The sequence below is a fragment of the Pseudarthrobacter linnaei genome, from assembly GCF_055412825.1.
In genome coordinates, this window is record NZ_JBVAYX010000001.1 from 106,960 (window position 1) to 119,437 (window position 12,478).

Annotated in this window: 12 protein-coding genes and 1 pseudogene; 8 read left to right on the top strand and 5 right to left on the bottom strand. The window is 68.4% G+C overall.

Annotated elements, in window-relative coordinates:
* Window positions 1-85 precede the first annotated feature (85 nt).
* A pseudogene (locus ACZYZ3_RS00465) lies at window positions 86-532 on the bottom strand (DUF3099 domain-containing protein); the annotation flags it as partial.
* Between the two features lie 152 nt (window positions 533-684).
* On the opposite strand from ACZYZ3_RS00465, the gene ACZYZ3_RS00470 reads away from it, so the two are divergent.
* Both ACZYZ3_RS00470 and ACZYZ3_RS00475 read left to right on the top strand, forming a co-directional pair.
* Entirely contained in the window at window positions 685-1,410 is a 726-nt protein-coding gene (locus ACZYZ3_RS00470) for a beta-ketoacyl-ACP reductase (RefSeq protein ID WP_463961910.1), read from the top strand.
* Between the two features lie 184 nt (window positions 1,411-1,594).
* A complete protein-coding gene (locus ACZYZ3_RS00475) occupies window positions 1,595-2,014 on the top strand; it encodes an Hsp20/alpha crystallin family protein (protein WP_463961911.1) in 420 nt (139 codons plus the stop codon).
* Between the two features lie 96 nt (window positions 2,015-2,110).
* On the opposite strand, the gene ACZYZ3_RS00480 is transcribed toward ACZYZ3_RS00475, so the two are convergent.
* Window positions 2,111-2,488, bottom strand: coding sequence for a DUF5655 domain-containing protein (locus ACZYZ3_RS00480; RefSeq protein WP_463961912.1), 378 nt, complete (start codon window positions 2,486-2,488; stop codon window positions 2,111-2,113).
* Window positions 2,489-2,695: 207 nt separating this feature from the next.
* Between ACZYZ3_RS00480 and ACZYZ3_RS00485 the strand changes: the two genes are divergently transcribed.
* Window positions 2,696-3,448, top strand: coding sequence for an SDR family oxidoreductase (locus tag ACZYZ3_RS00485; protein ID WP_463961913.1), 753 nt, complete (start codon window positions 2,696-2,698; stop codon window positions 3,446-3,448).
* A gap of 101 nt (window positions 3,449-3,549) precedes the next feature.
* On the opposite strand, the gene serB is transcribed toward ACZYZ3_RS00485, so the two are convergent.
* Window positions 3,550-4,458, bottom strand: coding sequence for a phosphoserine phosphatase SerB (serB, locus tag ACZYZ3_RS00490; protein ID WP_463961914.1), 909 nt, complete (start codon window positions 4,456-4,458; stop codon window positions 3,550-3,552).
* Window positions 4,459-4,602: 144 nt separating this feature from the next.
* Here serB and ACZYZ3_RS00495 point away from each other — a divergent pair, with 144 nt between their 5' ends.
* The 5 genes from ACZYZ3_RS00495 (at window position 4,603) to lplAB (ending at window position 8,678) form a co-directional block, all read left to right on the top strand.
* A complete protein-coding gene (locus tag ACZYZ3_RS00495; RefSeq protein ID WP_463961915.1) occupies window positions 4,603-5,388 on the top strand; it encodes an ABC transporter ATP-binding protein in 786 nt (261 codons plus the stop codon).
* Window positions 5,389-5,406: 18 nt separating this feature from the next.
* Window positions 5,407-6,192 carry a sulfite exporter TauE/SafE family protein gene (locus ACZYZ3_RS00500; RefSeq protein WP_463961916.1) on the top strand — a complete coding sequence of 262 codons (786 nt, stop codon included), beginning with the start codon at window positions 5,407-5,409 and terminating at the stop codon, window positions 6,190-6,192.
* A 44-nt stretch (window positions 6,193-6,236) separates the two neighbouring features.
* The gene (locus ACZYZ3_RS00505; protein ID WP_463961917.1) at window positions 6,237-7,046 is read left to right on the top strand and encodes a TrmH family RNA methyltransferase; all 810 of its coding nucleotides are present in this window, start codon (window positions 6,237-6,239) and stop codon (window positions 7,044-7,046) included.
* Between the two features lie 174 nt (window positions 7,047-7,220).
* Window positions 7,221-7,478 (top strand): type B 50S ribosomal protein L31, encoded by a 258-nt coding sequence (locus tag ACZYZ3_RS00510; protein WP_282379259.1) that lies wholly within the window; start codon window positions 7,221-7,223, stop codon window positions 7,476-7,478.
* A gap of 93 nt (window positions 7,479-7,571) precedes the next feature.
* Window positions 7,572-8,678: a lipoate-protein ligase LplAB gene (gene lplAB / locus ACZYZ3_RS00515; protein WP_463961918.1), complete on the top strand. Its 1,107-nt coding sequence runs from the start codon at window positions 7,572-7,574 to the stop codon at window positions 8,676-8,678.
* Between the two features lie 58 nt (window positions 8,679-8,736).
* On the opposite strand, the gene pepN is transcribed toward lplAB, so the two are convergent.
* Window positions 8,737-11,364, bottom strand: coding sequence for an aminopeptidase N (gene pepN, locus ACZYZ3_RS00520; RefSeq protein ID WP_463961919.1), 2,628 nt, complete (start codon window positions 11,362-11,364; stop codon window positions 8,737-8,739).
* A 4-nt stretch (window positions 11,365-11,368) separates the two neighbouring features.
* Window positions 11,369-12,400 carry a YeiH family protein gene (locus tag ACZYZ3_RS00525; protein ID WP_463961920.1) on the bottom strand — a complete coding sequence of 344 codons (1,032 nt, stop codon included), beginning with the start codon at window positions 12,398-12,400 and terminating at the stop codon, window positions 11,369-11,371.
* Window positions 12,401-12,478: the final 78 nt, after the last annotated feature.

Below are 12,478 nucleotides of genomic sequence, written 5' to 3' on the forward strand. Positions count from 1 at the left end.
TGTCATCAGCCGAGTGTCCGCCGGGGACTTCCGGGGCTTCCGGGGCTTCCGGAACGTCCGGGGATTCCGGGACGCCGGAACCTCCGCGGGCCGCCGCCGGGGAGCCATCCTCATCGACGAGTTCGCCCTGCAGCAAGGTCATCGACGGGTCTTCCGGCACCACGCCACCGCCGGCGTCCGGTCCGGCGTCCGGCCCGGCGGCCGGCGCATCGAGCTGGGCCAGCGGCGCGGAATCCAGCAGCGAGTCGGAATGCACTTCCGCCGTGTCGCTTCCATTGGCGATGATGACGGCAACCCAGGGCAGGAACACGGCCCCGATGACCGGAAGGATCTTCAACCAGCCGTCCACCACAAAAATCAGGACCAGGCACACCATGCGGATTCCCATCGCCACGGCGTACTTGATCATCCGCTGGCGCATCTCTTCCGAGTGCGCGGCGGCAGCGTCCGTGATGCTGTGAACCTCGGAATCACCGGACGGTGCGTCCGGGCTCCCGGGCACAGGTACACCGGGTCGGTTTTTGAGTGTCAAGGCTGTCAGATCACGCTCCCAAGGCTTACTGCAATTCTCTCACCAACGGGAGAGCCGCCCAAACGCGGACGGCACCGGGCGCTAAGATCGGAGGCAGGAAAATCCCGCCCCCAGCGCGGCACCGCCCCGCCGCAGAATTCCGGAGCCCCACCATGCCTGTAACAGCAACCACCGGCCGCAGTGTCCTGATCACCGGCGGAAACCGCGGAATCGGCCTCGCCATCGCCGAAGCCTTCCTCGCCAACGGCGACAAGGTCGCCGTCACGTACCGCAGCGAATCGTCCCTCCCGGCGGGGATCCTCGGCGTCAAGGCCGACGTCACGGACGAGTCCTCCGTGGACGCCGCGTTCACCGAAGTGGAAGCCGCCCATGGCCCCGTGGAGGTGCTGGTGGCCAATGCCGGCATCACCAAGGACACCCTGCTGATGCGCATGAGCGAGGATGATTTCACCTCGGTCATCGACACCAACCTCACCGGCGCCTTCCGCGTGATCAAGCGCGCCTCCAGGGGCATGATCCGGGCACGCAAAGGCCGCGTGGTCCTCATCTCCTCCGTCTCGGGCCTCTACGGCGCGCCCGGCCAGATCAACTACTCGGCGTCCAAGGCCGGCCTCGTGGGCATCGCCCGCTCGCTGACCCGCGAGCTGGGCGCCCGCGGCATCACCGCGAACGTCGTGGCACCCGGCTTCATCAACACGGACATGACCGCGGAATTGTCCGAGGCAACCCAGAAGGACTACCTCTCCAAGGTTCCCGCCGGCCGCTTCGCCGAGGCCTCCGAGGTCGCCAACGTGGTCCGCTGGATCGCCAGCGACGAGGCCGCCTACATCTCCGGTGCCGTCATCCCGGTCGACGGCGGCATGGGCATGGGCCACTAGGGCGGGTTCCAGAAGCCAACGACGACGGCGGGAGCCGCCGGTGCTGTCCGCCCGCCCGGCGGCACGCGCCGGGTCAGCCGCAGTAGGGCTTTCAGCCCGTAGCGCCGGGCGCTGCCGGGGTGTGTAATGGGGCTACAGCCTCTAACTACACCACGGCAGGGGCAAAAAAATCAGGAGGACAATCGTGGCTGAAGTGAACAAGTGGGTCCCGTCGGACGTGCTGGAACCGATCAAGCGTTTCCTCGACGGGGACATGACCATGACACCGTCCATCAAGGTCGAACAGTTTGTGGACGGCACCACCCTGGTGGTGCGGGCTGAGGTTCCCGGGATTGATCCGGACCGGGACGTCGACGTCTCCGTGAGCGAGGGCATGCTGCACATCAAGGCGGAGCGTGAGGAGAAAACCGAGCACAAGGGCAAGGACGGCTACCGCTCGGAGTTCCGGTATGGCTCTTTCTCGCGCAGTGTGGCGCTGCCGCCGGGTGCCAAGGAAGAGGACGTCACCGCCACCTACAAGGACGGCGTGCTTGAGGTGCGGGCTCCGGCCCCTGTGGCCGCGCCGGACAAGACGGCCAAGAAGGTCAGGATCGACCACACGTAACAGGCGGCGCCGCCGGGCGGGCGGACCCTGATGGTCCGCCCGCCCCGTTCGGCCACCAGACTCCCGCCCCCCGCCCGAGGCCGCCCGGCATGGGCCTCAGCCCGCCGCAGCACGGGCCTCCCGCAGCCAGCGGGCAACCTCGGCGTCGAGTTCCTGTTCGTCATGCAGCTCCAGGTGGTGCATCCACACCCCGGGCGAGGGGTTGACGACCTCCTTGAACCTGGCGGAATCGATGCGCCGCGGGAACGCTATCGACAGCACGGCGGGCACCCCGGAATCCACGTACCGCCCCGGCCACCACACGTACGCGAAACCGCGCTTCTCCCGGAAGGCCACCTGGCTTTTTGTTGCACGGACCTCCGGCGGGGTCGGTGCGGCCAGCAACCTTTCCACTGCATGGAACAGCTCCAGGCCCACGGGGGAACCGCTGAAAACCCGCTCCGGCGTGGAGTCCTCGCTCACGCCCCGCGGCACCGGGTCTCCTGATGCCCAGCCCGCTGTCCGGCCTTCCGGCACACACCGCGCGGACGTTCCATGACCGCGATCGTACGCCCGCGGGGCGGGCCGGAACTACCCCGCTGCTGCTTCTTTGTTGAACCCGGACAACGAAAAGCGCCTGCACCGCTGGCATGATGGACTGCAGACCCACCGTTTTTGGACGTTTGGAACAAAGGAGCTCGTATGGGACTGCTGGAGAACAAGACCGCAATCGTGACCGGTTCGTCGCGGGGCATCGGCGCTGAAGTCGCCAAGATCCTCGCCGCCGAGGGTGCCGCCGTCGTCGTGAACTACCGCCAGAAGGCGCCCCGCGCCAACAAGGTTGTCACGGAGATCGAGGCCGCCGGTGGCCGTGCCGCCGCCGTCGGCGCCGACCTCACCACCCAGGAAGGCGTCCAGGCCCTGGCCAGCGCCGCGATGGAGAACTTCGGCTCGCTGGATGTCCTGGTCCTCAACGCTTCCGGCGGGATGGAATCCGGGATGGAGGAGGGCTACGCGCTCAAGCTCAACCGTGACGCGCAGGTGAACATGCTCAACGCTGCCGTGCCGCTGATGCCCGAGGGGTCCCGGGTCGTCTTCGTGACGAGCCACCAGGCGCACTTCATCAACACCGTGCCCACCATGGAGAACTACGAGCCCGTGGCACGCAGCAAGCGTGCCGGCGAGGACGCACTGCGCGAACTCGTGCCGAACCTCGCCGAGAAGGGCATCTCCCTTGTCGTCATCTCCGGCGACATGATCGAGGGCACCGTCACCGCCACGCTGCTGGACCGCTCCAACCCCGGCGCCATCGAGGCCCGCCGCGCCGAGGCCGGGAAGCTGTATTCGGTCACGGAGTTCGCCGCCGAGGTCGCCAGGATGGTCACCGCCGACGTCGAGTCCGGCCACACCGAGTACGTCGGCGGATCCGACTACTTCGACAAGAGCAGCAACTAGCGCGCTTCCGCGCCCACCCGCGGAACGTAGAAGCGCAACGCAGAAGGCCGGGGCAACCGCCCCGGCCTTCTGCGCTGCTTTCCCGGTTGCCGGGACATGCCTCAGACGCCGGCGATGTGCCGCACGGCGTCGAGATAGGGCATGTTCACGGCGGCATCCGCGACCGCACGGACGGCCGGTTTGGCGTTGAACGCCACCCCGATCCCGGCAGCGCCCAGCATGTCCAGGTCGTTGGCGCCGTCGCCCACGGCAATCGTGTGCTCCATCGGGATGCCTTCCCTGGCGGCCCAGTCACGCAGGTACTTTTCCTTCGCCGCCCGGTCGATCACCTCACCGATAACCTTTCCGGTCAGCGCGCCGTCGACGATTTCGAGTTCGTTGGCAACCCAGTAATCCAGTCCAAGGCCCTCCGCGATCGGCTGCAGGATCTGGTTGAAGCCGCCGGAGACCACCGCCACCACATGGCCCGCGGCGTGGAAGGCGGCCACGAGCTCCGCCGCACCGAGGCTCAGTTTCACCTCGGCGCGGACGGCATCGACGACGGCGGCCGGCAGGCCGGCGAGCACCGCCACCCTCGCATGCAGGCTTTGCGCGAAGTCGAGTTCGCCGCGCATGGCGGCCTCGGTGACCGCCGTGACTTCCTCGCGTTTGCCGGCATAGGCGGCGAGGAGTTCAATCACTTCCTGCTGGATCAGTGTGGAATCCACGTCCATGATCAGGAACTTCCGCCGGGCACTCCGGAGGGCGGCGGGCACGATCGCGGTGTCCACTCCGGCGGGGCCGTGATCTGCCGCTGCCCGGCGCAGCTCCGCCAGCGCCGTCACCCCGTGGTCCGGGCCGGCGGCCAGGTCAATGCTCCCCTCCGCCGTGTAGACCTCGAAGCGGTCGTCTCCGGTGCGGGTTTCCGCGTCCAGCGTCACTCCCGCCGCTGCGAGCAGCGAACGGAGCCGCTGCACCTCGGGATGGGTCAGTTTGGGGGCATAACTCACGGCGGTCACGAACAGGTTCATGGCTGCAATCCTAGCGATCACGCCGATGCGGGCCCGAATCCGTTGCGCTCCGGTGACGCCGCGGCAACAGGGCGGCCTGCGCGCTGCGCGGGCACGGCGTTCCGGTTATCAGTCGTCCGCTGTTTTGTCCTAGTGTCTACTCCTATGAGTGATGTTCTTGAAATGGCCGCCGTCAGCGTTGTACGTGGGGCAAAGACCCTGCTGGACAAGGTCGACTGGCAGGTCAAGGAAGGCGAACGTTGGGTGATTCTGGGACCCAACGGCGCCGGCAAGACCACACTGCTTCAGCTCGCGGCGGCCCGGATCCATCCGACCAGCGGCATGGCCGGCATCCTGGAGGAGATCCTTGGCGCCGTCGACGTCTTTGAACTGCGGCCCCGGATCGGCCTGTCCTCGGCTGCACTGGCCAACCAGATCCCGGAGCACGAGAAGGTCCTCAACGTCGTCGTGACGGCCGCCTACGGTGTTACCGGACGGTGGCGCGAGGGCTATGAGAAGGACGACGAGCGCCGCGCCTTCGCCCTGCTGAACGAGTGGGGCATGGGGCCGCTGCTGAACCGGCCGTTCGCCTCCCTGTCCGAGGGGGAGCGCAAGCGCGTCCAGATCGCCCGGGCCCTGATGACCGATCCCGAGCTCCTGCTCCTCGACGAACCCGCTGCCGGACTCGACCTGGCCGGCCGCGAGGACCTCGTGCACCGGCTCAGCGAACTCGCCCGCGACGAGACCTCCCCGGCCATCGTCCTGGTCACACACCACCTCGAAGAGGTCCCGCCGGGCTTCACCCATGCCATGCTGTTGCGCGAGGGCGGCGTGGTGGCCCAGGGCCCGATCGAAGGCGTCCTCACGGCCGGGAACCTGAGCCGGACGTTCGGGCTGCCGCTGGACGTCAGCGTCTCGGCCGGCCGCTACACGGCCACCGCGCGCCGCTGACCGGGCCGCTGACCGCGCGTGGAGTTCCTCAGTAGTGTCCTCATTTTCTTTGCCGGGCTCTGGGCCGGCACCATTAACAGTGTCGTCGGTTCCGGGACCCTGGTGACCTTCCCGGTACTGATCGCGCTCGGATACGCACCGGTCACGGCGTCCATCAGCAACGCGATGGGCCTGGTGGCAGGGAACGCCGCCGGGGCATGGGGCTACCGCAAGGAACTGAAGGGACGCGGCAAGCAGCTGCTCAGGCTGCTGCCCGCCTCCCTGCTGGGCGGCATCTCCGGCGCCTACCTGCTGCTGCACCTGCCGGAGAAGGTCTTTTATTACGCCGCCCCCGCCCTGATCGTGCTCGCGCTGCTGATGGTCGCCTTCCAGCCCCGGCTGCAGCAGTGGGTCAGGAACCGCGAGGAGAACCCCGAACACGCCATCCGGGACCGCCGCCACGGCGTCCTCCTGGTGGTCCTCGTGTACTTCGCCGGGGTGTACGGCGGCTACTTCGTCGCGGCGCAGGGCATCCTGCTGGTCGGGATCCTGGGCATCTTCATGACCGGGACCATCCAGAACGCCAACGCCATGAAGAACATCCTGGTCCTTGCCGTCAACGTTGTCGCGGCAGCCTCCTACCTGCTGTTCGCCTTCGGCCGGATCGACTGGGCCGTCGTCGGGCTGATCGCCGTGAGCTCGCTGATCGGCGGCGTGATCGGCTCCAAGGTCGGCCGCCGGCTGTCCCCGGTGGTGCTGCGCGGTGTCATCTTCGTCCTGGGCCTCGTCGCGCTCGGGTTCATGATCGCCAACCTGTTCAAGTAACCCGGTCCTGTGACCGCACAAGTTCCCGCTGAAATGACCCGCCTGTGACTTTCCACCGCCTTGAATCCGCCGCCGACCCCCGGGTCTCGGACTACACGCAGCTGACGGACGTGCACCTGCGCAAGCTCCGGGAACCCGCCGAGGGCATGTACATCGCCGAGTCCTCCCGGGTGCTCCGCCGGGCCCTCGCGGCGGGCCACGCGCCGCGGTCCTTCTTCCTCGCCGAGAAATGGCTCGCGGACCTCGCGGACATCTTTGCGCAGTACCCGGACGTCCCCGTGTACATCGGTTCCGCCGCGCTGCTCGAGGAGATCACCGGCTTCCACCTGCACCGCGGCGCGATGGCGGCCATGCAGCGCCCGGAACCCGTGCCGCTGCCCGAGCTTCTCGCCGGCGCCCGCCGGGTCGCCGTGCTGGAGGACATCGTGGACCACACCAACGTCGGCGCGATCTTCCGCTCCGCCGCGGCCCTGGGCATCGACGCGGTCCTGGTCTCGCCGCGCTGCGGGGACCCGCTGTACCGCCGCAGTGTCCGGGTCAGCATGGGGACGGTGTTCCAGGTGCCCTGGGCCCGGCTGGAGGACTGGCCGGGGGACCTGCAGGTGCTCCGCGGCCAGGGCTTCACCGTGGCCGCCCTGGAACTTACGGCCGACGCGGCCGACGTCGACGCGCTGGCGGCGCGCCGGCCGGAGAAACTCGCGCTGGTGCTGGGCACCGAGGGTGCCGGGATGAGCGCGGACACGCTCGCCGCCGTCGACCTCGCCGTGAAGATCCCGATGCGCGCAGGCGTTGACTCGCTCAACGTCGCGGCGGCGTCCGCCGTCGCCTTCTGGGAGTTGCGCCCCAGGGGATGAACCGCTGCCCTGAACCGCTGCATTGGACAACTGCAGTGGACAGCGCCGCTGTCTCGCGGCGAGGGCGCTGACTTTCCGCTATGATTGGTAGCTGGCCGTCCGGTGCATTCCGCCGGCCATCCCATTCATACCTGGCAACTGGCAAAATCCAGTTGTGCGAACGAAGGTCCAATTATGAAGACTAATACTCACCCGAAGTACGAAGCTGTTGTTTTCAACGACCTGGCTTCCGGCGTCAAGTTCCTGACCAAGTCCACCGTGTCTTCCAAGAAGACCATCGAGTGGGAAGACGGAAACACCTACCCGGTTATCGACGTCGAAATCTCCTCCGAGTCCCACCCGTTCTACACGGGCAAGCAGCGCATCATGGACTCTGCAGGCCGCGTCGAGCGCTTCAACGCTCGCTTCAAGGGCTTCGGCGGCAAGAAGTAACTTCTTCTCCCCAAGGTCTTTTGGAAAAGCCCGCACCGGTGACGGTGCGGGCTTTTTGCGTCCGCCGCCGGTTCGCGTGGCAGGATTAACGCCATGACAGCCCAACACTTGGCTCCCGGTCCCGGCAGCGCGGACGACGGCGGGGCCCGCCGCCACGGGGAGTATAAGGTTCCCGGCGGCAAACTCGTCGTGGCCGATTTCGACGTTGCCGACGGCGTCCTCACCAACGTCTCGCTCAGCGGGGACTTTTTCCTGGAACCGGACGAGGCGCTGCTGGACATCAACCGGGCGCTCACCGGCCTCCCGTCAGACGCCGGGGCGGCGGACATCTCCGCCGCGGTAACAGCGGCCCTGCCCGCCGGGGCCGTCCTGTTCGGATTTTCCGCCGACGCCGTGGCGGTCACCGTCCGGCGAGCCCTCGCCAAGGCCACCGGCTGGGCGGACCACCACTGGAACATCATCGCGCCGTCGGTGCTGCCTACCCACCTCAACGTCGCGCTGGACGAGGTCCTGGCCGAGGAGGTCGGCGCCGGGCGCCGCAACCCGACCCTGCGGTTCTGGGACTGGGAGGAACCGTCCGTGGTGATCGGAAGCTTCCAGTCCGTGCGCAACGAACTGGACCCCGCCGGCGTCGAACGCCACGGCATCAGCGTGGTCCGCCGGATCAGCGGCGGCGGGGCGATGTTCATGGAGGCCGGCAACTGCATCACCTACTCGCTCTACCTGCCGCAGACCCTGGTGGACGGCATCAGCTTCGCCGACTCGTACGGCTTCCTGGACGCCTGGGTGATGGCAGCCCTTGGGAAGCTGGGGATCAGCGCCTTCTACGTGCCGCTCAACGACATCGCCACCGAGCACGGCAAGATCGGCGGCGCCGCGCAGAAACGGCTCGCCAACGGCGGCATGCTGCACCACGTCACCATGAGCTATGACATCGACGCGGAGAAGATGGTCGAGGTCCTGCGGATCGGCAAGGAGAAACTCTCCGACAAGGGCACCCGGAGCGCCAAGAAGCGGGTGGACCCGCTCCGGCGCCAGACCGGCCTGGCCCGCACCGAGATCGTCGCCGCCATGATGGACGTCTTCGCCGAACGCTACGGTGCGACCCCCTCGGAGCTCACCGACGCCGAGCTCGCCGCCGCGCACCACCGCGTCGATGCCAAGTTCGGCACGCCGGAGTGGCTGCACCGGGTCCCCTGAGCCCCCACCACCCCGTCGATTGCTCCGTAGCGGCCGTTTAGGGTCCCCAAAAGGGCGGTTACGGAGCAGCCGGTCGTGGGTCCGCGGCCAGGGTCTGCGCTGTGAGGGAACGGTGCAGGTGGCTGCGCTGTTCGATGATGATGCGGCGCAGCGCCCGCGGGGCGTCCGGGTGTTCGGCCAGCCAGTTGTCCGTCCGGACGATGACCGGGTGCGTGTGGGGAGTACCGCCGTCCAGGTCCTGCCCGGCGGGGTAGAGCCCGCGGACAATCCGGCTGGCGATTTCGATGCTGCGCCCGGCCCATACTTCCGCCAGGCACTCGAAGTACCGGTCCATGAAGCCGCGCAGCAGCGGTGCCGGGCCGGTGTTGAAACCGGCGATCGTCGCGCTGAGCAGCTGGTTGGAAAGCGAGGTGCCGCGCACCGCTTCCGTCCAGGCCGCTTCCTTGACGGCGGCATCGGGGCGGGCCGCAAGGGCGGTGGCGTGTCCGGACTTACCGGCGGCGGTGTTGTCCCGGGCCAGTTCCCCGTCGAGCTGCGCAACGGTCGCCTCCCCGTTGGCCGCCAGGGCGTGCCAGAAGTTCCAGCGCAGCTCCGCATCCACGGCCAGACCCTCAAGGACCGTGCTGCCGGCCAGAATGCCGCGGACCAGGTCCAGGCGGCTGCCGTCATAGCGGCTGGCGGCGGCAAGCGTGCGCGCCCATGCCAGCTGATGGTCGGATCCCGGCGCGGCCTGCTGGAGCTGCTCTGCCGCGAGGGACAGGAATCCGAGGCGGACGGCGGCCCGCTCGGCCACGGGGACGTACCGTTCGATCGCGGTGGCCGCGTTGCCCAGGACATTGAGCAGCACGCCGATGCCGGCTTCCGCGGGCCCGAAGCGCTTGACGGCGTCCACGTACAGGGACGACGGCGTGACGGCGTCACGGGCCGAATCCCAGAGGGCGGTCCAGCACAGGGCACGGGCCATCGGATCACTGAGCGCGCCCAGGGAGGCCCGGACGGTGGCTTCGGAGCGCGGGTCCAGCCGTACCTTGGCGTAGCTGAGGTCATCGTCGTTGACCAGCAGCAGGGCCGGCCGCGCCTTCCCGGACAGGGCTGTCACCTCGGTCCGGGCACCGCGGATGTCGGTCTCGACATTGTCGGTGCGGACCAGGGCGCCGGCGTCATCCATCCCGTACAGGCCGATCCGAAGCCGGTGCGGCCGCGGTTCCTGCCGGCCCGTCCTCGGGTCCTCGGCGTCCTGGATGACGGTGACCGTGCCGAGGACACCGTCGTGCTCCTCGATCTCGCTGGAGAGGGTGGAGATCCCGGAGGTCTGCAGCCACTGGCGGGCCCAGTCCGCGAGGTCCCGGCCGGAGGCAGCGCTGAGCGCGGCCAGCAGCTCCGCCAGGGTGGTGTTGCCGTAGGCGTGGTCCTTGAAGTACTGGCGCGAGCCGGCCACGAAGGCCTCAAAACCCACGTAGGCGACCAATTGTTTGAGGACCGAGGCGCCCTTGGCATAGGTGATGCCGTCGAAGTTCTGCTTGGCAGCCTCGAGGTCGGGGATGTCGGCGACGACCGGGTGGGTCGTCGGCAGCTGGTCCTGGACGTAGGCCCAGGCTTTGCGGTTGTTCGCGAAGTTCACCCAGGCCGTGGCCCAGTCCGTGGTGCGGTCCACGCCGAGGGTTCCCATGTAGTCCGCGAAGGACTCCTTCAGCCACAGATCATCCCACCACTGCATCGTGACGAGGTCACCGAACCACATGTGCGCCATCTCGTGCAGGAGGGTATTGGCGCGGGCCTGGTACTGCGAATCGGCGGCCCGGGAGGTGAAGACGTAGCTTTCCGTGAAGGTCACCAGTCCGGGGTTTTCCATGGCGCCGAGGTTGTATTCGGGCACGAAGGCCTGGTCGTACTTCCCCCACGGGTACGGGAAGTCGAAGAGTTCGTTGAAGAAGTCCAGGCCGTTCCTGGTGAGGGTAAAGAGGGCCTCGGCGTCGAAGGACGGCGCCATCGAGGCGCGGCAGTAGAGGGCCAGCGGCACGTCCAGCCGGGTGCCGTCGTCGAGCTCCCTGCGCCAGGAGTCCTCGGCCTTGAAGTACGGGCCGGCCAGCACCGTGGTGATGTACGTGGACATCGCCTTCGTCGGGGCGAAGTCCCAGCGGCTCGTGTCCGGGTCACTGGTGAGGACCGTCCGCTGCGTTTCGATGCCGTTCGAGGCCACCTGCCAGGCCGAGGGCGCCATGACGTGGAAGGTGAATTCCGCCTTGAGGTCAGGCTGTTCGAAATTGGCGAAGACCCGGCGGGCGTCGGCGGGCTCGTACTGGGTATAGAGGTAGCACTGGCCGTCGGCCGGGTCGAAGAAGCGGTGCATGCCCTCGCCGGAGGTGCTGTACCGCGCGGTGCCCGTGACGGTGACCTGGTTGTCCGCCTGCAGGTTGTCGAGCCGGATCCGGGAGCCGTCCACGACGTCGGTGACCGCGAGTTCGCTGCCGTTGAGGAAGACGCTGTGCACCTCGCCGCTGATGAAGTCCAGGAAGGTCGAGGCCCCGGGTGCGCCAGCGGAGAAGGTGATCACGCTGCGGCTCGTGTAGCCGGCGACGTCCGGATCCGCCGCCTGCCGGACGTCCAGGGACACGTCGTAGCTGTGGGTGGTGATCAGGGCTGAGCGGGTTGCGGCTTCATCGCGGCGCAGGTTCTGGTTCGACACTCCGCTATCTAATCATGAGGAACGCGGCGCCCAGCCCCAGCCCGGCGATCAGCAGCCAGGACGCCAGGGCGGCCAGCAGGGCCCGCACTCCGGTGTGCAGCAGCTCGCCCACCCGCACCGCCGAGCCCAGGCCGAAGAGTGCCATCCCCAGCAGCACGTCCTGGAGGACCGCTGCGGCGTCGAGGATGCCGGGGGAGAGCCAGCCCGTGGTGCGCAGGGCTGCCAGGGCCACGAAACCGAGCACGAATAACGGGACGACAGGTGGCCGGTTCGGTCCGGCGCCGGCGCCGGCGCTGCTGCGGTGGTGCAGCCCGGCGGCGGCGACCATGGGCGCCAGCAGGATCACCCGGGTGAGCTTGACGACGACGGCGACGGCCAGCGCCGACGCCCCGGCGGTCTGCGCGGTGGCCACCACCTGGCCCACGTCATGCACGGACGCCCCGGCCCAGGCGCCGAAGACTGCCGGGCTGAGGCCCAGCGGCCGGATAAGCAGCGGCAGCACCCCGATGGCGAGCGTGCCGCACAGCGTCACGAGGGCCACCGGGAGCACGGTGTCGTGCTGCCGGATCCGGCGCGCCGCGGCCATCGCCCCGATCGCGGAGGCCCCACAGATGGAAAAGCCGGTGGCGATCAGCAGGGCTACCGGCGGTGGCAGCCGGAACAGGCGGCTGATGCCGTAGGTTCCGGCGAACGCGGCCAGGACCACGCCGGTGATCAGCACCAGCGCGGCCCAGCCGAGCCCAAGCACATCGACGAGACTGACCTTCAGCCCCAGGACCACGATCCCGGCGCGCATCAGGTGTTTGCCCGCGAAATCCAGGCCCGGCCGGCCCGGGCCTGCGGTCCAGCCGGACAGCCCCGGGACGTTCGCGGCGAGGAGTCCGAACGCTACGGCCAGCGTCATGGACGGGAGCACCGGCACCATGTTGTGGACGGCGAGGGCAAGCACGACGGCGGCTGCCGCTGACAGCAGGCCGGCAAGCAGGCGCGGCAACGGGTCAGCCCGGAGGAACGGTGTGAGCGTAAACGGTGGCACGTGTCTACCTTGGCGCAGCCACCGGGAAAAGCTGTCACCGCCACGACGTCCGCCGCCGGGAGCGCGCCGAAATGATTT